This window comes from Streptomyces sp. NPDC085596 (assembly GCF_044541565.1).
Classification (GTDB): domain Bacteria; phylum Actinomycetota; class Actinomycetes; order Streptomycetales; family Streptomycetaceae; genus Streptomyces.
The window spans coordinates 31,885-53,445 of sequence record NZ_JBITTC010000001.1 but is presented as its reverse complement, the minus strand read 5'-3'; the positions used below and the strand labels follow the sequence as shown (position 1 = coordinate 53,445).

General features: G+C 72.2%; 23 protein-coding genes. 10 read left to right on the top strand and 13 right to left on the bottom strand.

Annotated features, from left to right (window positions below):
- On the bottom strand, positions 1 to 720 hold the full coding sequence (locus ACIGA3_RS00295; RefSeq protein ID WP_399708524.1) for a nucleopolyhedrovirus P10 family protein: 720 nt from the start codon (positions 718 to 720) through the stop codon (positions 1 to 3).
- An 87-nt stretch (positions 721 to 807) separates the two neighbouring features.
- Here ACIGA3_RS00295 and ACIGA3_RS00290 point away from each other — a divergent pair, with 87 nt between their 5' ends.
- From ACIGA3_RS00290 to amaP, 5 genes are all read left to right on the top strand, one after another.
- Positions 808 to 1,281 carry an Asp23/Gls24 family envelope stress response protein gene (locus ACIGA3_RS00290; protein WP_399708521.1) on the top strand — a complete coding sequence of 158 codons (474 nt, stop codon included), beginning with the start codon at positions 808 to 810 and terminating at the stop codon, positions 1,279 to 1,281.
- 85 nt (positions 1,282 to 1,366) lie between these two features.
- The gene (locus tag ACIGA3_RS00285; RefSeq protein WP_399708518.1) at positions 1,367 to 1,603 is read left to right on the top strand and encodes a hypothetical protein; all 237 of its coding nucleotides are present in this window, start codon (positions 1,367 to 1,369) and stop codon (positions 1,601 to 1,603) included.
- Between the two features lie 5 nt (positions 1,604 to 1,608).
- On the top strand, positions 1,609 to 2,013 hold the full coding sequence (locus tag ACIGA3_RS00280) for an Asp23/Gls24 family envelope stress response protein (protein WP_399708515.1): 405 nt from the start codon (positions 1,609 to 1,611) through the stop codon (positions 2,011 to 2,013).
- Complete coding sequence (locus ACIGA3_RS00275) at positions 2,010 to 2,675, top strand: DUF6286 domain-containing protein (protein WP_399708512.1); 666 nt, start codon at positions 2,010 to 2,012, stop codon at positions 2,673 to 2,675. The genes ACIGA3_RS00280 and ACIGA3_RS00275 overlap by 4 nt, the downstream gene beginning before the upstream one ends.
- Positions 2,672 to 3,262, top strand: a complete 591-nt coding sequence (gene amaP, locus ACIGA3_RS00270) for an alkaline shock response membrane anchor protein AmaP (RefSeq protein WP_399708509.1) — start codon at positions 2,672 to 2,674, stop codon at positions 3,260 to 3,262. Before ACIGA3_RS00275 ends, amaP begins: the two co-directional genes overlap by 4 nt.
- Before the next feature lie 13 nt (positions 3,263 to 3,275).
- Here amaP and ACIGA3_RS00265 read toward each other — a convergent pair whose 3' ends face one another.
- The 5 genes from ACIGA3_RS00265 to ACIGA3_RS00245 form a co-directional block, all read right to left on the bottom strand.
- Positions 3,276 to 4,031 (bottom strand): SDR family oxidoreductase, encoded by a 756-nt coding sequence (locus tag ACIGA3_RS00265; protein ID WP_399708506.1) that lies wholly within the window; start codon positions 4,029 to 4,031, stop codon positions 3,276 to 3,278.
- Positions 4,032 to 4,035: 4 nt separating this feature from the next.
- Complete coding sequence (locus ACIGA3_RS00260) at positions 4,036 to 5,829, bottom strand: glycoside hydrolase family 15 protein (RefSeq protein ID WP_399708504.1); 1,794 nt, start codon at positions 5,827 to 5,829, stop codon at positions 4,036 to 4,038.
- Between the two features lie 66 nt (positions 5,830 to 5,895).
- Complete coding sequence (locus ACIGA3_RS00255) at positions 5,896 to 6,726, bottom strand: SURF1 family protein (RefSeq protein WP_399708501.1); 831 nt, start codon at positions 6,724 to 6,726, stop codon at positions 5,896 to 5,898.
- 16 nt (positions 6,727 to 6,742) lie between these two features.
- A complete protein-coding gene (locus ACIGA3_RS00250; protein WP_078858611.1) occupies positions 6,743 to 6,976 on the bottom strand; it encodes a hypothetical protein in 234 nt (77 codons plus the stop codon).
- Positions 6,977 to 7,055: 79 nt separating this feature from the next.
- The gene (locus ACIGA3_RS00245; RefSeq protein ID WP_399708498.1) at positions 7,056 to 8,060 is read right to left on the bottom strand and encodes a DEDDh family exonuclease; all 1,005 of its coding nucleotides are present in this window, start codon (positions 8,058 to 8,060) and stop codon (positions 7,056 to 7,058) included.
- 241 nt (positions 8,061 to 8,301) lie between these two features.
- Between ACIGA3_RS00245 and ACIGA3_RS00240 the strand changes: the two genes are divergently transcribed.
- Positions 8,302 to 9,348, top strand: coding sequence for a zinc-dependent alcohol dehydrogenase family protein (locus ACIGA3_RS00240; RefSeq protein ID WP_399708496.1), 1,047 nt, complete (start codon positions 8,302 to 8,304; stop codon positions 9,346 to 9,348).
- Positions 9,349 to 9,358: 10 nt separating this feature from the next.
- Here ACIGA3_RS00240 and ACIGA3_RS00235 read toward each other — a convergent pair whose 3' ends face one another.
- Together ACIGA3_RS00235 and ACIGA3_RS00230 are read right to left on the bottom strand one after the other, a co-directional pair.
- The gene (locus tag ACIGA3_RS00235) at positions 9,359 to 10,744 is read right to left on the bottom strand and encodes a CoA transferase (protein WP_399708494.1); all 1,386 of its coding nucleotides are present in this window, start codon (positions 10,742 to 10,744) and stop codon (positions 9,359 to 9,361) included.
- Between the two features lie 92 nt (positions 10,745 to 10,836).
- A complete protein-coding gene (locus ACIGA3_RS00230) occupies positions 10,837 to 12,378 on the bottom strand; it encodes a S8 family peptidase (RefSeq protein WP_399708492.1) in 1,542 nt (513 codons plus the stop codon).
- A gap of 287 nt (positions 12,379 to 12,665) precedes the next feature.
- On the opposite strand from ACIGA3_RS00230, the gene ACIGA3_RS00225 reads away from it, so the two are divergent.
- From ACIGA3_RS00225 to moaA, 3 genes are all read left to right on the top strand, one after another.
- Positions 12,666 to 13,016 carry a DUF485 domain-containing protein gene (locus ACIGA3_RS00225; protein ID WP_399708489.1) on the top strand — a complete coding sequence of 117 codons (351 nt, stop codon included), beginning with the start codon at positions 12,666 to 12,668 and terminating at the stop codon, positions 13,014 to 13,016.
- A complete protein-coding gene (locus ACIGA3_RS00220) occupies positions 13,013 to 14,656 on the top strand; it encodes a cation acetate symporter (protein ID WP_399708486.1) in 1,644 nt (547 codons plus the stop codon). Before ACIGA3_RS00225 ends, ACIGA3_RS00220 begins: the two co-directional genes overlap by 4 nt.
- 182 nt (positions 14,657 to 14,838) lie before the next feature.
- Positions 14,839 to 15,828, top strand: a complete 990-nt coding sequence (gene moaA / locus ACIGA3_RS00215) for a GTP 3',8-cyclase MoaA (RefSeq protein WP_399708483.1) — start codon at positions 14,839 to 14,841, stop codon at positions 15,826 to 15,828.
- Between the two features lie 10 nt (positions 15,829 to 15,838).
- Here the strand turns inward: moaA and ACIGA3_RS00210 are convergent, their stop codons facing one another.
- Together ACIGA3_RS00210 and ACIGA3_RS00205 are read right to left on the bottom strand one after the other, a co-directional pair.
- Complete coding sequence (locus ACIGA3_RS00210; protein WP_161148290.1) at positions 15,839 to 16,051, bottom strand: hypothetical protein; 213 nt, start codon at positions 16,049 to 16,051, stop codon at positions 15,839 to 15,841.
- Between the two features lie 244 nt (positions 16,052 to 16,295).
- Positions 16,296 to 16,688, bottom strand: a complete 393-nt coding sequence (locus ACIGA3_RS00205) for a DUF3099 domain-containing protein (RefSeq protein WP_399708480.1) — start codon at positions 16,686 to 16,688, stop codon at positions 16,296 to 16,298.
- Positions 16,689 to 16,932: 244 nt separating this feature from the next.
- Between ACIGA3_RS00205 and ACIGA3_RS00200 the strand changes: the two genes are divergently transcribed.
- Positions 16,933 to 17,226: a GlsB/YeaQ/YmgE family stress response membrane protein gene (locus ACIGA3_RS00200; protein WP_399708477.1), complete on the top strand. Its 294-nt coding sequence runs from the start codon at positions 16,933 to 16,935 to the stop codon at positions 17,224 to 17,226.
- An 89-nt stretch (positions 17,227 to 17,315) separates the two neighbouring features.
- On the opposite strand, the gene tyrS is transcribed toward ACIGA3_RS00200, so the two are convergent.
- From tyrS to ACIGA3_RS00185, 3 genes are read right to left on the bottom strand one after another with little or no spacing between them, the layout of a single operon-like run.
- Positions 17,316 to 18,584: a tyrosine--tRNA ligase gene (tyrS, locus tag ACIGA3_RS00195; RefSeq protein WP_399708475.1), complete on the bottom strand. Its 1,269-nt coding sequence runs from the start codon at positions 18,582 to 18,584 to the stop codon at positions 17,316 to 17,318.
- Between the two features lie 56 nt (positions 18,585 to 18,640).
- On the bottom strand, positions 18,641 to 20,035 hold the full coding sequence (locus ACIGA3_RS00190; RefSeq protein ID WP_399708469.1) for a metallopeptidase TldD-related protein: 1,395 nt from the start codon (positions 20,033 to 20,035) through the stop codon (positions 18,641 to 18,643).
- The gene (locus ACIGA3_RS00185; RefSeq protein ID WP_399708467.1) at positions 20,032 to 21,555 is read right to left on the bottom strand and encodes a TldD/PmbA family protein; all 1,524 of its coding nucleotides are present in this window, start codon (positions 21,553 to 21,555) and stop codon (positions 20,032 to 20,034) included. The genes ACIGA3_RS00190 and ACIGA3_RS00185 overlap by 4 nt, the downstream gene beginning before the upstream one ends.
- Positions 21,556 to 21,561: the final 6 nt, after the last annotated feature.

The window sequence follows — 21,561 nt, the reverse complement described above, 5'->3', positions numbered from 1 at the left end:
TCACTCCACGCCGGTCACCAGGACCGCCACCGTCGGGCGGTCCTCCAGCGTCTCCCGCACCGCCGCGCGCACCCGCTGGGCCACATCGACGGCCCGGTCGGCGGAGTCCGTGGTCAGCTCCACGTACACATGCCGGTGCGGCAGCGCCGCCCCGGCGGCGCGGTGCTCGACGCGTACCGCCTGGCCCCGGCCGCTCAGGCTCGAGGTCAGCCGTGCCACCCCACGGACCGTGAGCACGGCCGCGGCCACCAGTGACTCGTCCGGCTCCGTGGACCGCTCGGCGTCCGGTGCCTGCGGTGCGGGGGCCGCCGGGGGCCGTTCGGCGGAGGTGTCCAGCAGGTCCGTCACCCGCAGGTCCACCTCCGTCACCACGAGCCCCAGCCGGTCCGCCGCCGCCGTGAGCGCCGCCCGCAGCAGGGCCGCCGTGTCCGGCAGCGGCAGGGCCGCCGTCGCCGCGAACTCCGCCGTCACCCGAAGGGGGCCGGGCGGCAGGGCGCTCGGCGGGGCCGGTACGACGGGCTCGTGCACGTCCTGCGGATCGGCGAGCCCGATCCGCAGCGCGCCCAGCCGCGCCTCCGGCACTTCCGCCGCGGCCGCCTCGCCCAGCACCGCCGCCGCGGCCCGCTCCGTCATCCACGCGCCGTCCCGCCTGCCGCCGAGCGGCAGCAGTCTGCCGGGCGCCAGTCGCTGTCGTACCGCCTGTGTCCAGTCCGCCGTCATTCCTCCAGCCTGCCGTATCCACGGCGCGCAACCGCGCAACCGTGCTTACGGTGGTCGGAGAAGGACTACCGAGAGGGGCTGTGAGCGATGAGCGAGCTGACGAACCAGGACGACGACTACGAGGCGCAGGTCTCGGCCCGCAAGCAGACCCGGCGCGGTGGCGGCGACCCGGCGACCAGAGGGCGCACCACGATCGCGGACGGTGTCGTGGAGAAGATCGCCGGGACGGCGGCACGCGACGTGGTGGGCGTGTACGCCATGGGCAGCGGGCTCTCCCGCACCATCGGCGCCATGCGCGACCGGGTGCCGGGCGGCTCCAAGGCCGTGACACGCGGTGTGAAGGCCGAGGTCGGCGAGGTACAGACCGCCCTCGACCTGGAGATCGTCGTGGAGTACGGCTTCCCGATCGGCGATGTGTCCCACGCGGTGCGGGAGAACGTGATCGCCGCCGTGGAGCGCATGACCAGCCTCGAGGTCGTCGAGGTCAACATCGCGGTCAGCGACGTCCACCTCCCCGACGACGAGGAGGAAGAGGAGCCCGAGCAGCCCCGTATCCAGTGAGTCACGGGGTACTCGGAGAAGTAGGCCGGACCGGCTGGGTCAAGCCGGCCGGGCGGGCTGACTCGCTTGAAGGAGCGCTGCAGAGATGAGCATGGCAGCAGTCGGCATGATCGCCGGAATGGCGCTGGGCTTCGCCGGGTTCTACGGCGGGTTCGGAGCCTTCGTACTGGTGGCGGCCCTGGGGGCCGTCGGATTCTTCGCCGGCCGCTTCGTGGACGGCGAACTGGAACTCGGCGACTTCTTCCGCCGCCGTGACGACCGGTCCCGCACCCGTGACGACCGGTTCCGCACCGGCGGCGACCGGCGCGACTGGCGTCGGTGACCGCGATGAGCACGGACACCGGCGCGGCGCCGCCGGCCGTCCCGGACCGCGAATCGCCGGGCGAACGCGGGGCCACCAAGGTCGCGGACCGTGTCGTCGCCAAGATCGCCGGACGCGCCGCGCGCGAGGCGCTCGCCCCCCTGCCCTCGCACACCACCGCCCCGCACGCCACGGTGTCCGTGCGTGCCAAGGCGCGCGGCACCGGGCAGGACCGCACTCCCTTCGGCACGGCCCGCGTGCGTGTCGCCCTCGAACTCGAGTATCCCGCCGACATCGGCGCCCGCTGCGCCGCCGTACGCCGCCGGGTCACCGAGCGGGTGGGCACGCTGGCCAACATGGAGGTGCCGGAGGTGGTCGTCCAGGTCGAGCGGCTGCGGCTGCCCGGCGAGCGCCGAGGGAGGACGGCATGAGCGAGCCTCCTCAGGACGCCACCCGGCCGATGCCCGTCGTCGACACCGAGAAGCACCCCGACACCGGCAAGCATCTCCCGCAGCCCGCGGAACCGACCGCCCTGCCCCCGGACGCCAAGGGCAGCGGCCGCTTCTGGTCGGCCCGCCGTGTCCCGTCGGCGATCATCGCCCTGCTCACGCTGGGCGGCGCGGGCCTGCTGCTGTACGACATCGTCGCCGTCCGCACCGGGCACCCCGCGATGTACTGGCGCCGCGAACTCGCCCGCCAACTGGCCCAGCGGCCCCTCGAGGACATCCCGGTGCTCGCGGGCGCCGCCTTCGTCACCGCCGTCGGCCTCTGGCTGATCCTGCTCGCCCTCACCCCCGGCCTGCGCCGGCTGCTGCCCATGCTCCGCCCGCGCCCCGACGTACGCGCCGCGCTCACCCGCGAGGCCGCCGCCCAGGTGCTGCGCGACCGGGCCGTGGAGGTCGCCGGGGTACGCGAGGCACGGGTGCGGATGCGCCGCCGCCGGGCCGACGTGCGGGTGATCTCGCACTTCCGGGACCCTGCCGAGGTGCGGAGCGACCTGGACACCGCGCTGGCCGGCGCCGTGTCCGACCTCGGCACGACCCGGCGGCCCAAGCTGTCGGTACGGCTCCGGGGACCCGGAAAGAAGGGATGAGGGGCATGCGTTCAGGAGCCGTCAACCGTGTCCTGCTGGCGCTCGCCGGACTGGTGCTGTTCGTGCTCGGCGGGTCGGTGCTGGCCATCGGCCTCGGCGCGCCCTCACCGTCCTGGTGGCCGCACTCCGGCCGGCACGACGTGCTGCTCAGCCGCGCCGAGCGCACCGCCTGGCGGGACCAGGACTGGTGGTGGCCGGCGCTTATCGCGCTGCTGGCCATCCTGCTGCTGATCGGGCTGTGGTGGCTGGTGTCGGTGCTGCGCAGGCACCGGCTGTCCGAGATCCTCATCGACACCGGTGACGGCAGCGGCGCGCTGGTGCGCGGTGGCGCGCTGGAGTCCGCGCTCGCGGACGACGCGGCCCGCCGGCCGGGCGTGGCCGGGGCCGACACCCACCTGGCCGGCCGCCGTACGTCCCCCACGCTGCGCGCCGGGCTCCGTCTGGAACCCGACGCGTCCCCGGCCGCCGCGCTGGCCGACTTCACCACCCGCCCGCTGGCCGCCGCCCGCGACTCGGCGGGCCTGGAATCACTGCCCACCGAGGTGCGGCTCAAGAGGGTCAAGCACCGGGCCGAGCGGGTGAGCTGACGGGCGGACTCGGCTAGAAGCCGTGCCGCATGCCGCCGTCGACCGGCAGCATGACGCCCGTCAGATAGGACGCGGCCGGGGACAGCAGGAACGCGGCCACCCGGCCGAACTCCTCCGGCGCACCGTAGCGGCGCAGCGGGATGCGGGACTCGTTGGCCGCCCTGGTGGCCACAGGGTCGGCGGACATGCTGTCCAGCTCGCGCACCCGGTCGGTGTCGATCCGGGCCGGGAGCAGGCCGACGACGCGGATACCGCGCGGGCCCAGCTCGTCGGAGAGGGACTTGGCGAACCCGGCCAGGCCCGGCCGCAGCCCGTTGGAGACGGTCAGCCCGGCGATCGGCTCGTGCACCGAACCCGACAGCACGAACCCGATGACACCGCCCGGCTCCAGCTCGGCCGCCGCCGCGCGGGCCAAGCGCACCGCGCCGAGGAACACCGACTCGAACGCGTCCCGCCACTGCTCGTCGGTGTTGTCCGCGACGAAGCCGGGCGGCGGGCCGCCGACGCTGATGAGGATGCCGTCGAAACGCCCGAAGCGCTCACGGGCCAGCGTGATCAGCCGCTCCGGGGCGTCCGCCTCGGCGTTGCCGAGGGCCACGCCCACCGCGTCCGGGCCCAGTTCGGCGGCGGCGTCCGCCACCCGCTGCTCGTCCCGGCCGGTGACGACCACCTTCGCCCCGTCCGCGACGAGCTGCCGCGCGGCCGCGTTGCCGAGGCCCCGCGATGCGCCGGTGACGATGTACACCCGGTCCTTCAGTCCAAGATCCATGCTCCTATCCTGCCTCCTCGGTGCCGAAGAGCGTGAGGGCGGTGTTCACCAGCGCGATGTGACTGAACGCCTGCGGGAAGTTGCCCAGCTGGCAGCCGGCCACCGGGTCGTACTCCTCGGCCAGCAGACCCACGTCGTTGACCAGCCCCGCCAGCTTCTCGAACAGCTCGCGGGCCTCCTCGGTGCGGCCGGTCATGTGCAGGGCGTCGGCCAGCCAGAAGGAGCAGGCGAGGAAGGCACCCTCGCCCTCGGGCAGCCCGTCGACCACCGGGCCCCCGGGGTTCTCGGTGTCGTACCGGCGCACGAAGCCCCCGTCGCCCAGGTCGGCCGCGACCGCGTCGACCGTGCCGATCACCCGTGGGTCGTCCGGGGGCAGGAAGCCCACGCGCGGGATCAGCAGCAGCGACGCGTCCAGCTCGCGCGAGCCGTAGTACTGGGTGAAGGTGTTGCGTTCCGGGTCGTAGCCCTTGGCGCACACCTCCTCGTGGATCTCGTCGCGCAGCGCCCGCCAGCCGGAGAGGTCGCCCTCCAGCTCCGGGTGCTCCTCCAGGGTGCGTACGGCGCGGTCCACGGCGACCCACGCCATCACCTTGGAGTGCGTGAACTGCCGGCGCCCGCCGCGTACCTCCCACAGCCCCTCGTCCGGCTGCCGCCACTGTTCCTCGAGGAAGTCGATCAGCGCGCACTGCAGGGCCCACATGTGCGGCCGGGCCGACAGCCCCGACTGCCGGGCCAGCCACAGGGAGTCCATCACCTCGCCGTACACGTCCAGCTGGAGCTGGTCCACCGCGCTGTTGCCGACGCGGACCGGGGCCGAGCCCGCGAACCCGGCGAGCCAGGGCAGCTCGGTCTCCGGCAGCCGGCGCTCGCCCGCGACCCCGTACATGATCTGGAGGTCCTCGGGGCTGCCCGCGACGGCCCGCAGCAGCCAGTCGCGCCATGCCTCGGCCTCCTCGTGGTAGCCCGCGGCGAGCAGCACGTTGAGGGTGAGGGTGGAGTCGCGCAGCCAGCAGTAGCGGTAGTCCCAGTTGCGCACCCCGCCCGGCCACTCCGGCAGCGAGGTGGTGGCCGCCGCGACGATCCCGCCGGTCGGCGCGTAGGTGAGGGCCTTGAGGGTGATCAGGGAGCGGACCACGGTGTCCCGGTACGGCCCGTCGTAACGACAGCGGGCGGTCCAGCGCCGCCAGTCCCGGACGCTGGAGCTGAGCGCCTTGTACGGGTCGATCAGGCGGGGGCGCGGCTGGTGCGAGGGGTGCCAGGTGAGCACGAACGCGACCCGCTCGCCCTCGGCGAGGGTGAACTCCGAGTGCGTGCCGAGGTCCTCGCCCCAGGTCCGTACGTGCGGCTCGGAGCGCAGCCAGGTGGAGTCCGGGCCCGCGACGGCCACCCGGTGCCCGTCGGAGCGGCGCATCCACGGCACGATGGACCCGTGGTCGAAGCGCAGCCGCAGCGTGCTGCGCACGGTGACTCGGCCGCTGACGCCCTCCACGATCCGTACGACGTCCGGGACCTTCTCGCGCTGCGGCATCAGGTCGGTGACGCGCAGTGTGCCCTCGGGGGTGTCCCACTCGGTGTCCAGGACGAGGGTGTCGGGGCGGTAGGCGCGGCGGGTGCAGGTGCCGGCGCCCTTCGGCGCGATCCGCCAGTAGCCGTTGTCCTCGTCGCCCAGCAGCTTGGCGAAGCAGGCGCCGGAGTCGAAGCGGGGCAGGCACAGCCAGTCGATCGAGCCGTCCCGGCCGACCAGGGCGGCGGTCTGCTCGTCGCCGATGACGGCGTAGTCCTCGATGCGCGGGTTCACGGGATGGCGATTCCCCGTGCGGGCTGACGGCCAATCAGGTGGTGCGCCGGGGGAGTGACGGCCGGCTCACACGGTGGCGGGTTCCGCCTCGGTCCGGCTCTCCTGTGCCGCGGCCGCCGCCCGGTCGCGCAGCTCGCGCCGGACCAGGAACCACCAGCCGACGGGCACGGCGGCGGCGAACAGCCACCACTGGATCATGTACGCGTAGTTCAGCGGGGCGTCCTCGCTGCCGGGGCTGGAGATCTGCTCCGGCGTACCGCCCTTGGGCTCCGGCGCGGTCTGCTCGACATAGCCGCCGAGCACCTGCGCGCCGAGGCGCTTGGCCTGGTCCGCGCTGTCGATGAGCATGACCTGGCGGTCCGGCAGCCCCGCGAGCTGCTTGATGCCGCTCGCCGCGGTGGTCTCGTCGGCCTTCAGCCGGCCGGTGATCGTGACCTTCCCGGCCGGGGGCGCGGGGATCTTCGGGAAGTCGGTCTGGGCCCCGTTCGCCGGAATCCAGCCCCGGTTGACCAGCAGCACCCGGCCGTCGGTCAGCTTCAGCGGGGTCAGGACGTGGAAGCCCACCTCGTCGTCGGCGTTGGTCCGGCGCCGGACGACCTCCTCGTGGGCGGTGTCGAAGGTGCCGGTCGCGGTGACGGTGCGGTACTTGTCGGAGTGGGTGACGGCGCGGCCGGGGGCGGCGAGCCGTTCCACGGGCACCGGGGCGGCGTCGAGGGCCCGGGCGACCAGATTGTTGCGGGCGGTGCGTTCCTCGTACCGGTGGTGCTGCCAGATACCGAGCCTGATCATCGTCGGGATCAGCGCGATCACGACGAGGGTGAGGATCACCCACTGGCGGGTGAGCAGGAAGCGGTAGCGGTGCACCCCACGACGGTACCTCCGGGCCGTGGGGCGCATTCGGGCGGGTACCGGGTCAGACCCGGTCCACCACCCCCGCCTTCCCCTCCGCGCGGGCGCAGTGGGCGCCGCAGTACCAGTGGCCCTCCACCTCGACGCCCTGACCGATGATCTGCACCCGGCAGTGCTCGCAGATCGGTGCCATGCGGTGGATGGCACAGGAGAAGCAGTCGAAGACGTGCACCGCGCCCTGTGCGTGGACCTCGAAGGTCATTCCGTAGTCATTGCCGCAAACTTCGCATCTCGCCATGCGCCACAGCGTGAGCCGTCCCCGGTCGTCGGGCGAGCGGGGACGGGCGCGAATCGCGGGGAATCACCCGTCCGTACGGCTATCGGTCGGCGTCCGCAGCACCCTCGGCGTCCTCGACGTCCCGGAGCAGTTGCCCGAACGCGGCCTCGTCGATGACCGGGGTGCCGAACTGGCGGGCCTTCGCCGTCTTGGAGGTGCCCGAGTCGGGGTCGTTGGTGACCAGCAGGCTGGTCAGCCGGGACAGGCTGGTGGCCACGTGCAGCCCGGCCTCCGTGGCCCGGTCCTCCAGCAGTTCGCGCTCGGTGGAGGTGTCACCCGAAAAGGCCACCCGCATGCCCTGCTTGAGACGTTTGCCCGCTTCGTACCGGCCGGGGTTGGGGTGCGGGCAGGCGGGCCGCTTGCGGGCCGGGCGCCAGCCGCCGCCCTGTCCGCCGCCGTAGGGACCGGTCGCCTGACGGCCGATGCGCGGGCTGTCCGACCACTCGGTGAGCGGGCGGCACTCCAGCAGCGGCAGCCGCACCCCGTCCGCCGCCGCGGCCCGCAGACTCGGCCGGAACGCCTCGGCCAGCACCCGCGCGTCGTCCAGCGCGTGGTGCGCGCGCTGCTGCACGACCCCGAAGTGCGCGGCCAGCGACTCCAGCTTGAAGTTGGGCAGCGGCAGCCTGAGCTCCTTGGAGAGCGCGATGGTGCACAGCCGCTGCCGCACCGGCGGCTCGCGCCGGGCGCGCGCGTACTCCCGCGCGATCATCTGCCAGTCGAAGACCGCGTTGTGCGCGACCAGCACGCGGTCCGCCAGCCGGGCCGCGAACTCCTCCGCCACCTCAGCGAAGAGCGGGGCGCCTTCGAGCACGTCGCTCGTCAGGCCGTGTATCCACACCGGGCCCGGGTCGCGTTCGGGGTTGACCAGGGTGTACCAGTGGTCCTCGACCTCGCCGCGCGCGTCCAGCCGGTACACGGCCGCCGAGATGATCCGGTCGTCGCGGGCCAGTCCGGTGGTCTCGACGTCGACGACCGCGTATCCCTTCGGATACACGGCCGGCCACTGGGTGGGCGAGGACACTGCGGTCGCGGGGTCTTCGAGCATGGTCAATGAGGATACGGGTCACGACCGACAGCCGGGCCGCCCAGGGGTTCGCACCCACCGGCCGGATTGCGCCTCGCATGGGTGTACGTCCTCAAGGGCGGTACGGGGAACCGCTCTTGAGGACGTCCCCGCTGGTCCGGAGCCCCTCGCGGCGCGAACCGGCCCCGCGACGGCGTACCGTGTGGTGCGCTCGGGCGACTTCCGGGCGCCCCCGCCTCCCTGTACGAGAAGGACCTCCGCCATGCGCGCCACCACCATCCACGCCCCGTACGACATGCGTGTGGCGGACGTGCCCGAGCCGATCGTGCAGCTGCCCACCGACGCCGTCGTACGGGTGCTGCGCGCCTGCATCTGCGGCAGCGACCTGTGGGCCTACCGGGGCGAGGCGGCCCGGCAGCAGGGGCAGCGGATCGGGCACGAGTTCCTCGGTGTCGTGGAGGAGACCGGCTCCGAGGTGGGCACCCTGAAGCGCGGGGACCTCGTGGTCGCGCCGTTCATGTGGTCCGACGGCACCTGCGAGTACTGCGCCGAGGGCCTGACCACGTCCTGCGTGCACGGCGGCTTCTGGGGCTCCGTCGGCTACGACGGCGGCCAGGGCGAGGCCGTGCGCGTCCCGTTCGCCGACGGCACCCTGGTCCGGCTGCCCAAGGAGGCGGCCTCCGACGAGCACCTCCTCACCGGCCTGCTCACCCTGTCCGACGTGCTCGGCACCGGCCACCACGCCGCCCTCGGCGCGGGCGTACGCCCCGGCGCCACGGTCGCCGTCGTCGGTGACGGCGCGGTCGGCCTGTGCGCGGTGCTGGCCGCCAAGCGGCTCGGCGCCGAGCGGATCATCGCGCTCGGCCGCCACGAGGCGCGCACCGACATCGCCCGCCGCTTCGGCGCCACCGACGTCGTCGCCGCGCGCGGTGCGGAAGCCGTCGCGGCCGTCCGTGAGCTGACCCGGGGCCAGGGCGCGCACGCCGTCGTCGAGGCGGTCGGCACCGAGCAGTCCATGAACACGGCCGTCAACATCACCCGCGACGGCGGCGCCATCGGCTTCGTCGGCGTGCCCCACGGCAGCGGCACCGGCCTGGACCTCAGCGTCATGTTCGACCGCAACATCGCCCTGCGCGGCGGTGTCGCCCCGGTCCGCACCTACATCCCCGAGCTGCTGCCCGACGTCCTGGACGGCACCATCGACCCCTCCCCGGTGTTCGACATGACCGTGGACATCGAGGGCGTCCCGGCCGGCTACAAGGCGATGGACGAGCGCACGGCCCTGAAGGTCCTCGTCACCAACGGCTGATCCCTGTCGATCAGCTCCAGGCCGCCGCGCTCGACCCCCAGGGAACCGGCGGGGCGGCCCAGTCGGCCGGCCCGCCGGTGAACGACACCGGGGGCCGGGCGTACCGCAACCGCCCCAGGGGGCTGTCCCGTTCGGCCAGCCACGCGTCCGGGCCCTCGTAGCCCGGGCCGCCCGGGCGCGGGTCACGTCCGGCCTCGTCGGTCAGCCAGCGCGCGGTCCGGGCGAGCGCGAGGCGCACCAGTCGGCCCTGGCCGTCGCGGGACCGTTCGCCCAGGGCCCGCAGGATGCCCGCCGCCATCAGATAGCCCGAGCCGTGGTCCAGGGCCTGCGCGGGCAGCGCGCCGGGCTCCATGGTCGAGCCCTCGGTGGCCGCGATGCCGGTCGCGACCTGGACGAGGCTGTCGAAGCCGCGCCGTTCGCCCCAGGGCCCGTACGCGCCCCACGCCGAGATCTGGGCGACGATCAAACCGGGGTACCGCTCGGCCAGTGCCTCGGGGGAGAGGCCGAAGCGGTCGAGGGTGCCGGGGCGGTAGCCGGTGACGACCACGTCGGCGGAGGCCAGCAGTTCCTCCAGCACCTTGGTGTCTGCGGTGAGTTCGATGGTGGCGGACCGCTTCCCGAAGCCCGTGTCCGCGTGCTGGTCGGCCAGTTCGGGCAGCCCGGGCCCGTCCACGCGCAGCACGTCGGCGCCGAGCAGCGCGAGGGTGCGGGTGGCGACGGGCCCGGCGAGGACGCGAGTGAGGTCCAGGACGCGCAGCCCGGCGGCAGGCAGCAGGGGCGCGGATTCCCTTTCCAGGGGCGGGAGTTCGCGTGCCGAGGCCGCGCCGATCGGGGTGCGTTCCACCAGTGGGCGCCGGGCCACCTCGGCGGCCTGCGGATGTGCCGCCCACTGTCCGGGGGTGCGCAGGGCCACCGCCAGGCCGCCGGCGGCGTACACCGTCTCCTCGATCTCCAGGGCGGAGCGTTCGAGGAGCAGCCGCTCCACCTCCTCGGGGGTGGCACCGTCGGGCAGGCCCAGCGCGTCGAGGAGACGGAGCCGGTGGTGCGGGTAGTTGGCGTGGGTGCGCACCCAGCCGTATGCCGCCCGCCACCAGCGGGACAACGGCGCGAAGTTGACCGGGGCGCGGCCGTCGATCCGCAGCACCCGCTCGCTGTGGAAGGCGGTGACGACCGCGCCGTCGTCCACCACGGCGCGCGGCACGGCGCCGAGCCCGGCCCGCAGCGCGCCCAGCTCGGCGGCGGCCAGCGCGCACGTGCCCACGCACGCACGCGCCAGCCGCTGCACGGGAAGGCGGGCGATCAGGGCCCCCGGGCGCTCGACGCAGACCAGCCGCGCGAGCAGCGCGCGATCGCCGCCCAGTGCGACCCAGGCGGACTTGATCATGGGATCGATCATCGCTGCACTATGCACCAGCCGCCCCGGCCCCACAAGGAAGCGCCCGTCTGCCGCACCTCCATGAGCGCGCCGCCCGCCTGCGGGTACACGACCTAGCGCGTGACCGCCTTCAGCGCGTCCGCGATCCCCCAGCCGTAGAAGCCGTTGCGGTTCTTCGTGCCCTCGCACACCGCGTCGACCTTGCCGTCACCGTTGATGTCGTACGGGTCGGTGCACGGCGTGGCGGTCGCCTCCGCGTACAGCAGCGCCTTGACCGCCGCGGCGGGGGCGTGCGGGTGCGTCGACTTGATCAGCGCGGCGACGCCCGCGACATGCGGCGAGGCCATCGACGTACCGGCCATGTAGCCCCACTTGCCGCCGGGCAGCGGGCCCAGGATGAGGCCGCTGACGGCCGGCGGGGCGGGGGTCTGGTAGGCGGTCGAGTCGCCGCCGGGGGCCGCGATGTCGATGGTGCCGAGGCCGTAGTTGGAGAACGACGACTTGACGCCCTTCGCGCCGGTCGCCGCGACCGTCACCACCCCCGGGAGCTGGGTGGGTATGTCGAAGCACTTGCGGGGGTCGACGGTCCGGTCCGAGGGGGTGCCGTCGTTGGGGGAGGAGGAGTCGGTGATCGAGTCGGCGGCGAAGTCGTAGTTCTCGTTGCCGGCCGCCGCGACGTTGACCGTGCCCTTGCTCTCCGCGTACCTCGTCGCCCGGGTGATGGCGTCCACCAGGGCCTTCTGGTCCGGGTCGCCGGTGCAGTTGAAGTACCACGGGTCGGTGTAATAGCTGTTGTTGGTGACGTCCACGTGGTGCTCGGCCGCCCAGACGAAGCCGCAGACCACGGCCTCGGTGTAGAAGTAGCCGTCCGGGTTGCTCACCTTGATGCCCGAGACCTTCACGCCCGGCGCCACGCCCGTGATGCCGACGCCGTTCTTGGCGCCCGCTATCTCGCCCGCGACATGCGTACCGTGCGGGGACTCCGCCGCACTCGGCCGCCAGGCGCCGTCTGTCGTGTCCGGCGCCCCGGAGACGCAGTTGACGGACGCGGCCCGGTCGAAGTTGGGCGCGATGTCCGGGTGGGTGTCGTCCACCCCGGTGTCGATGACGGCGACCGTCACCTTGCTGCTGCCGAGCGTCTTCTCATGGGCCTTGTCCGCCTTGATGGCGGGCAGGTCCCACTGGAGCGGCTCCAACGGGTCCTGCCCGTCCACCGCCTCGGCCTTCGCCACCTCGGCCGCGCTCAGCGGCTTCGGCGCGCCCAGGTCGGTGGTGGACTGCGCGGGCAGCGGCGCGTTACGGGTGGCACCGGCCGAGGAGACCCCGGACACCCTGCGGATCGACTTGGCGAAGTCCGGGTTGGCGGAGTGGACCACGATCACGCCGATACGGTCGTAACTGGCCACGACGGTGCCGCCGTTGCGTCCTATCGCGCGGCGCACCGACTCGATCGTGCGATGGTCCGTTCTCGTGTTGACCACGTACGACAGGCTCGGGCCGTCGTACGTGGTGCCGGAACCCTCCGCCGCCCGCGTCGTCAGGGCCGTGGACGGGGCCGCCGAGGCCGCCGTCGGCAGGAAGCCGAGCGAGGCGGTCAGCGACAGCACGACCGGGACGGCCGGAGCGAACCGGCGCCGGGAGCGCAGATGAGCCATGGGATCTCCACATCATCCGGAAACGAAACGGCCCGAGGCACGGGTGGCGCTCGGGCAGGTACATGACGGGTGGAACAAGGTGAAGCTATCCCGGTGGCGCGGATCTCCGAAAGAGCCGGGCCCGCGTGAACCGGCGTACGCGCCGGGCCGTGTGCGTCAACGAGGGGGCACGGCCGGATCGCGCCCCCCGGAAGATCACAACGGGGAGTCGCGCGTTGACGCCCGGTAACGTGATCTCCGTTCCAGTGAGGTCGGCAACCGCCCGTCCGTGACGCGAGGAGACTTGAGTGGCGACCGAGACACCGCCCCCCGCGAAGCACCCACTTCCTTCCCCCGAGGAGTTCACCGAGGCGCAGGCGAGCGCGGAGTTCGGTGAACTGCGCCGCGCCCACCGCTCCTTCGCGTTCCCTCTGACGATCGCCTTCATCGCGTGGTACCTGCTCTACGTGCTGCTCTCCTGCTACGCGGGCGACTTCATGGGCACCAAGGTCGCGGGCAACGTCAACGTGGCCCTCGTGCTGGGCCTCGCCCAGTTCCTCACCACGTTCCTCATCGCCTGGTGGTACGCGCGGCACGCCGCCGCCAAGCTCGACCCCAAGGCCGCGGCCATCAAGTCCCGGATGGAGGGCGGCGCATGATCGGCGCTCAGCACACGATCCCCGCTCAGCACACCCTGCTCGCGGCCGGCGAGGCCAGTGAACACCGGACGCTGATCATCTCCCTGTTCGCGGTGTTCGTCGCCGCGACCCTGGTCATCACCGTCTGGGCGGGCCGCCAGACCAAGGACGCCGCCGACTTCTACGCGGGCGGCCGCCAGTTCACCGGCTTCCAGAACGGCCTGGCCGTCTCCGGCGACTACATGTCCGCCGCGTCCTTCCTCGGCATCGCGGGCGCCATCGCCCTCTTCGGCTACGACGGTTTCCTGTACTCCATCGGCTTCCTGGTCGCCTGGCTGGTCGCCCTGCTCCTGGTCGCCGAGCCGCTGCGCAACTCCGGCCGCTACACCATGGGCGACGTGCTGGCCTACCGGATGCGCCAGCGCCCGGTGCGCACCGCCGCCGGCACCTCCACCATCGTGGTGTCGATCTTCTACCTGCTCGCGCAGATGGCGGGCGCCGGTGTCCTGGTCTCGCTGCTGCTCGGCATCACCAGCGACAGCGGCAAGATCGGCATCGTCGCCCTGGTCGGCGTCCTGATGATCGTGTACGTCACCATCGGCGGCATGAAGGGCACCACCTGGGTCCAGATGGTCAAGGCGGTGCTGCTGATCGCCGGCGCCCTGCTGCTGACCTTCCTGGTGCTGCTCAAGTTCGACTTCAACGTGTCGGACCTGCTGGGCAGCGCCGCCGGCAACAGCGGCAAGGGCTCGGCCTTCCTGGAGCCCGGTCTGAAGTACGGCGCCACCGGCACCTCCAAGCTGGACTTCATCTCCCTCGGCATCGCCCTGGTCCTGGGCACCGCGGGCCTGCCGCACATCCTGATCCGCTTCTACACGGTCCCCACCGCCAAGGCCGCCCGAAAGTCCGTGATCTGGGCCATCGGCCTGATCGGCGCCTTCTATCTGATGACCCTCGCCCTCGGCTTCGGCGCCGCCGCGCTGATCAAGCCCGAGGAGATCATCGCCTCCAACAAGGCGGGCAACACCGCGGCCCCCCTGCTCGCCCTGCACCTCGGGGGAGTGGACTCCAACTGGGGCGCCATCCTGCTGGCCAGCATCTCCGCCGTCGCCTTCGCCACGATCCTCGCGGTCGTCGCGGGCCTCACCCTGGCCTCCTCCTCGTCCTTCGCCCACGACATCTACGCCAACGTCATCAAGAGGGGCCAGGCCACCGAGAAGCAGGAGATCAACGCCGCTCGCTACGCCACCGTCGGCATCGGCGCCGTCTCCATCGTGCTCGGCGCCCTCGCCCGCGACCTGAACGTGGCCGGACTGGTCGCGCTGGCCTTCGCCGTCGCCGCCTCGGCGAACCTGCCGACGATCCTCTACAGCCTGTTCTGGAAGCGGTTCACCACCTCCGGAGCCCTGTGGTCGATCTACGGCGGTCTGGTCACCGCGGTCGGCCTGGTGCTGTTCTCCCCGGTCGTCTCCGGCAAGCCCACCTCGATGTTCCCCGACGTCGACTTCCACTGGTTCCCGCTGGAGAACCCCGGCATCATCTCGATCCCGGTCGGCTTCCTGCTGGGCGCGGTCGGCACCCTGCTGTCCAAGGAGGTCCCGGACGCGGAGAAGTACGCCGAGCTGGAGGTACGGTCCCTGACCGGCACCGGGGCGCACTGAGCCACCCGTCGAGGACACCTCACGGCCGCGCCGCGCGGGCAGCACACCCGCGCGGCGCGGCCGTTGTCCGTGCGCCACGTGGCCCCCGCCGGGAAACGCGCGGCTGTCGATGTCCGAGGTCTCGCGTAGGCTCGCAGGTGACAGGGAAAAAAACGGTCCGGAGAACGAGGGAGGGGGCCCACGTGCTCATCGACACCTACGGCCGAGTGGCCACCGACCTGAGGGTTTCGCTGACCGACCGGTGCAACCTTCGCTGCACCTACTGCATGCCCGAAGAGGGCCTGCAGTGGCTGGCCAAGCCCGACCTGCTCACGGACGACGAGATCGTCCGCCTCATCGACCTCGCGGTGCGCCTGCTCGGCATCGAGGAGGTCCGCTTCACCGGTGGCGAGCCCCTGCTCCGCCCCGGCCTGGTCGGCATCGTGGAGCGTGTCGCGGCTCTGGAGCCACGCCCTCAGATGTCCATCACCACCAACGGCATCGGCCTCAAGCGCACCGCCGCCGCCCTGAAGCAGGCGGGCCTGGACCGGGTCAACGTCTCCCTGGACACCCTGTGCCCCGACGTCTTCAAGACCCTCACCCGGCGCAACCGCCACCAGGACGTGCTGGACGGCCTCCAGGCCGCCGCCGACGCCGGCCTCACCCCGGTCAAGGTCAACTCCGTCCTGATGCCGGGCCTGAATGCCGACGAGGCCCCCGACCTGCTGGCCTGGGCCCTGGAGCACGCGTACGAGCTGCGGTTCATCGAGCAGATGCCGCTGGACGCCCAGCACGGCTGGAAGCGCGAGGGCATGGTCACCGCCCAGGACATCCTGGCCTCCCTGCGCACCCGCTTCGACCTCACGGACGAAGGCGCGGGCGAGCGCGGTTCGGCCCCGGCGGAACGCTGGCTGGTGGACGGCGGCCCGCAGCGGGTCGGCGTGATCGCCTCGGTGACCCGCCCGTTCTGCGCGGCCTGCGACCGCACCCGGCTCACCGCCGACGGGCAGATACGGACCTGCCTGTTCGCCACCGAGGAGACCGACCTGCGCGCCCTGCTGCGCTCCGACGCGTCGGACGAGGAGATCGCCGAGCTGTGGCGCAAGGCGATGTGGGGCAAGAAGGCGGGCGCGGGCCTGGACGACCCGACCTTCGTGCAGCCGGACCGCCCGATGTCCGCGATCGGCGGCTGAACCAGGGCCGTCAGGCTCCCGGTTCCTCCCAGTCCTTCAGTGCGACGACGTCCTTGAGGAAGCCCCGCACGCCGAGGAACTGCGACAGATGCTCGCGGTGCTCCTCGCAGGCGATCCAGGTCTTGCGCCGCTCAGGGGTGTGGATCTTCGGGTTGTTCCACGCCAGCACCCACACGGCGTCGGCTCGGCAGCCCTTCGCGGAACAGATCGGTGTATCGCTCACAGGGAGATTCTCGCAGAGGGAATTGCAGAGGGAATTCACGCGGAAACGACCGCGAACAAGGCGACGCCGAGCAGCCACGGGGGGAGCTGCCCGGCGTCGGTCTGTCGCTCCGACGGGGGATGCGGAGCGCGTACGCAGTATGTCACGCACGACTGGCCGACCGGCACAGGAACAGCATGATTGATCTGAGCTTTTCCTGAGCTTGGCGGGAAGTCGTCTTCCGCTTTTTCCGCTCCCACGCTGCTCAGGCTCGGTCGGAAGGTTCCCCGCGAGACTCCGCCCCCGGCTCCGCCGACGCCTGCCGTGGGCCGGATTCCGTCCGCGCCCCGGACTCCTCGTCACGCGGCGGTGTGATCATCGGCCTGGACGGCATGGCGACGAAGGTCGACGGCAGCGACTGCGGCCGTTCCCGGCCCGCGTTTGCGATCACTACGGCGACGTACGGCAGCAGGGCGCCGAGCACCAGCGCCACGATGGCGACGTACCGCTCCACGTTCCACAGCGAGGCGGCCAGGATCACCGACACCGTCCGGACCGACATGGAGATGACGTACCGCCGCTGCCGGCCCCGCACGTCCTCGGCCAGTCCGGTCCGGGCGCCGGTGATCCGGAAAACCTCGCCACGCTGCTTGCCCATCAGTCCACCATCTGCCCGCATGGGACCATCCCCGGCCCGAAGCCGCGTCCGGGCCCGTCGGGGAACCGGACCGGGACACCCCCCAACGGTACGCCGCCACGGCGCCGCGCTCGATACCGGGGCGCCGCCCGGCCTGCGGGAACGCCCACCATCCGGGTGCGCCCGGCATGCGCCCCGCCCAGGGCGCCCCCAGACTGGCCAGGACGATCAGATCGATCAGGTCGGACCGGACGAGGAGGCCGCCATGGGCTGGCTGTGGGCGATCATCGTGGGATTCGTGCTGGGTCTGCTCGCCAAGGCGATCATTCCCGGCAAGCAGCACAGTCCGCTGTGGCTGACCACCATCTGCGGCATCCTGGGCGCCCTCGTGGGTAACGCGATCGCCCGCGGGCTGGGGGTCGCCGAGACGCGCGGCATCGACTGGAGCAGGCACATCTTCCAGCTGGTCGCGGCGATCATCATCGTGTTCTTCGTCGACATGCTCTACATGGCGACACTCGGCAAGCGGCGGAAGCGCAAGGCCGAGGAGCGGGTGTGACGGAGCGGGTATGACAGGGCGGGTAGGACGGAATGCGGGTATGACGGAGGGCGGCCTCCCCGGACCGGGGAAGCCGCCCTCTCTCAGGCTCAGGCGCCCGTGACCTCGACCGCGGCCAGGTTCTTCTTGCCCCGGCGCAGCACCAGCCAGCGCCCGTGCAGCAGCTCACCGGCAGCCGGTACGGCGTCCTCGGCGGCGACCTTGACGTTGTTCACGTAGGCCCCGCCCTCCTTCACCGTGCGGCGCGCGGCGGACTTGCTGGCGACCAGGCCCACCTCGGCGAGCAGGTCCACCACCGGGCCCAGCTCGGCGACCTGGATGTGCGGCAGCTCGGACAGCGCGGCGGCGAGCGTGCGCTCGTCCAGCTCGGCAAGCTCACCCTGGCCGAACAGCGCCTTGGACGCGGCGACCACGGCGGCCGTCTGCTCCGCGCCGTGCACCAGCGTCGTCAGCTCCTCCGCCAGCGCGCGCTGCGCGGCACGGGCCTGCGGACGCTCCTCGGTCAGCCGCTCCAGCTCCTCGATCTCCTCGCGGGACTTGAAGCTGAAGATCCGCAGGAACTTGGAGACGTCCCGGTCGTCCGCGTTCAGCCAGAACTGGTAGAACGCGTACGGCGTGGTCATCTCCGCGTCGAGCCAGATGGTGCCGGACTCGGTCTTGCCGAACTTGGTGCCGTCCGCCTTGGTGATCAGCGGGGTGCCCAGCGCGTGCACCACGGCGTCCGGGTCGACCCGGTGGATCAGGTCGGTGCCCGAGGTGAGGTTGCCCCACTGGTCGCTGCCGCCGGTCTGGAGCGTGCAGCCGTACCGCCGGTACAGCTCCAGGAAGTCCATGCCCTGGAGGATCTGGTAGCTGAACTCGGTGTAGCTGATGCCCGCGTCGGAGTTCAGCCGCCGGGAGACGGCCTCCTTGGCGATCATCTTGTTGACCCGGAAGTGCTTGCCGATGTCCCGCAGGAACTCGATGGCCGACAGCCCTTGAGTCCAGTCCAGGTTGTTGACCATCACGGCCGCGTTCGGGCCCTCGAAGTCCAGCAGCGGCTGGATCTGCGCGCGCAGCCGCTCCACCCACTGGCCGACGATCTCCGGCGCGTTCAGCGTGCGCTCGGCGGTGGGCTTGGGGTCACCGATCAGACCGGTGGCGCCGCCGACCAGGCCCAGCGGACGGTGGCCCGCGTCCTGGATGCGGCGCATCGTGAGGATCTGGACCAGGTTGCCGAGGTGCAGGCTGGGCGCGGTCGGGTCGAAGCCGCAATAGAACGTGACAGGACCGTCCGCGAACGCCTTGCGCAATGCGTCCTCGTCGGTGGAGAGGGCGATCAGCCCACGCCACTTCAGTTCGTCGACGATGTCCGTCACGGTTCTCGCGTCTCCTCGATGATCATGCGGCGGTCGGGTGACAGCCGACTACGAGGTTATACGCCCTGGCTGACAGAGCTCATATTGAATTCCGGGATGCGCAGAGCGGGCATCGCGGCCCGGGTGAACCAGTCGCTCCACTCGCGCGGCAGCGTCTGCCCGGTGCGGCCCGCCTCGGTGGCCCGGCCCAGCACGCCGAGCGGTGACTCGTTGAAGCGGAAGTTGTTCACCTGGCCGGTGACCTCACCGTTCTCCACGAGATAGACGCCGTCGCGGGTGAGGCCGGTGAGCAGCAGGGTCGCCGGGTCGACCTCGCGGATGTACCAGAGGCAGGTCAGCAGCAGACCGCGCTCGGTGGCCGCGACCATCTCCGCGAGCGAGCGGTCGCCGCCGCCGTCCAGGATCAGGTTGTCCATCGCCGGGGCGAGCGGCAGACCGGTCAGGGCCGCGCTGTGCCGGGTGGTGGTGAGGCGATCGAGGACACCGTCCTTGATCCAGTCGGTGGCCCGTACGGGCAGCCCGTTGTCGAACACCGAGCGGTCGCCGCCGGAGGAGTGGGCGACCACGAACGGCGCACAGCCGAGGCCCGGCTCGTCGGGGTCGCTGCGCAGGGTCAGCGGCAGTTCGCTCAGCCGCTCGCCGGAGCGGGTGCCGCCGCCCGGCTTGGAGAACACCGTGCGGCCCTCGGCGGCGTCCCGGCCGGAGGCGGACCACAGCTGGTAGATCAGCAGGTCGGCCACGGCGGACGGGGGCAGCAGCGTCTCGTACCGCCCGGCCGGAAGGTCCACGCGGCGCTCCGCCCAGCCGAGGCGCTCGGCCAGCTCGGTGTCCAGGGCGCCCGGATCGACGTCCTTGAAGTCGCGGGTGGAGCGGCCGGCCCAGGCCGAGCGGGTGTGGTCGGGGGACTTGGCGTTCAGCTCCAGGGTGCCGGTCGGCTGGTCGTGCCGCAGGCGCAGGCCGGTGGAGGTGCCCAGGTAGGTGGAGACGGTCTCGTGACTGGCGAAGCCGTACAGCTCGCGGCCGCCGGCCCGCGCGCGGGCGAACGCCTCACCGAGCGCCGGGGCGAAGTACGCGAAGACGGCCGAGGAGGTCTCGGCGGGCGCATCCCTGAAGTCGGGGGAGTCCGGCACTCCGGTGACCAGCGGCTGCGCGTCCTCGGCGGGCCCGGCCGCCCGCGCCGCGGCCTCGGCGGCCCGCACCAGCGGCTCCAGCTCGGCCGACGTGACCGCCGACCGCGAGACCACCCCGGAGGCGGTGCCCTGCTGCCCGTCCACGGTGGCGATCACGGTGAGGGTACGGCCACGGGTCACCCCGTTGGTGGTGAGCGCGTTGCCCGCCCAGCGCAGGTTGGCGCTCGACTCCTCGTCCGCGATGACGACACAGCCGTCCGACCGGGACAGCGCGAGGGCCTGCTCGACGATCTCGTACGGCTTGCTGCTCCGCGCGCTCATCGCCCGGCCTCCTGCGTGGTGTTGAGGATGTTGACGCCCCGGAACAGGGCGGAGGGGCAGCCGTGGGAGACGGCGGCGATCTGGCCCGGCTGGGCCTTGCCGCAGTTGAAGACACCGCCCAGGACGTAGGTCTGAGGACCGCCCACGGCGGCCATCGAACCCCAGAAGTCGGTGGTCGTGGCCTGGTAGGCGACGTCCCTGAGCTGCCCGGTGATGCGCCCGTTCTCGATCCGGAAGAAGCGCTGGCCCGTGAACTGGAAGTTGTAGCGCTGCATGTCGATGGACCAGGACCGGTCACCGACCACGTAGATGCCCCGGTCCACCCCGCCGATCAGACCCTCGGTGGACAGCCCGGCCGGGTCGGGCTGGAGCGACACGTTGGCCATGCGCTGGACCGGGACATGACCGGGGGAGTCCGCGAAGGCGCACCCGTTGGAGCGTTCGAAGCCCGTCAACCTGGCGATGCGACGGTCGAGTTGGTACCCGGTGAGGGTGCCGTCCTTCACCAGGTCCCAGGACTGCGCGGCCACGCCCTCGTCGTCGTAGCCGATGGTCGCCAGGCCGTGTTCGGCGGTGCGGTCACCGGTGACGTTCATCAGTTCGGAGCCGTACTTGAGCTTGCCGAGCTGGTCGAAGGTGGCGAACGAGGTGCCGGCGTACGCGGCTTCGTAGCCGAGGGCGCGGTCCAGTTCGGTGGCGTGGCCGATGGACTCGTGGATGGTCAGCCACAGGTTGGAGGGGTCCACCACCAGGTCGTACAGGCCCGGCTCGACGCTCGGGGCGCGCATCTTCTCGGCCAGCAGCTCAGGGATCTGTTCGAGTTCGGCGTCCCAGTCCCAGCCGGTGCCCGTGAGGTACTCCCAGCCTCGCCCGGCCGCCGGGGCCAGGGTGCGCATGGAGTCGAACTCCCCGCTGGAGCTGTCCACGGAGACGGCCGTCAGCTCGGGGTGCAGCCGGACGCGCTGCTGGGTGGTGACGGTGCCCGCGGTGTCGGCGTAGAACTTGTTCTCGTGGACGGTGGTGAGCGAGGCGTCCACGTGGTCGACGCCCTGTGCGGCCAGCAGGCGCCCGCTCCAGTCGGCGAGCAGCGCGGACTTCTCCTCGTCCGGCACGGTGAAGGGGTCGATCTCGTACGAGGAGATCCACGTCTTGTCGGCGTGCACGGGCTCGTCGGCCAGCTCCACACGCTCGTCCGACCCAGCCGCCTTGATCACCTGAGCGGACAGCTTGGCCATGGCCACGGCCTGCGAGGCGACCTTGGCGGCGCCGTTCATGGTCAGGTCCACCCCTGAGGCGAACCCCCAGCTGCCCCCGTGCACGACCCTGACCGCGTACCCCAGGTCGGTGGTGTCCGAGGACCCGGCCGGCCGACCGTCCCGCAGCCGCCACGACGCGCTGCGCACCCGCTCCAGCCGGAAGTCGGCGTGCTCGGCCCCCAGCGCACGCGCCCGCGCCAGCGCGGCATCGGCGAGGGCCCTCAGAGGGAGCGCCAGGAAGGAGGGGTCGATCTGTTGAGCCACGGGTGG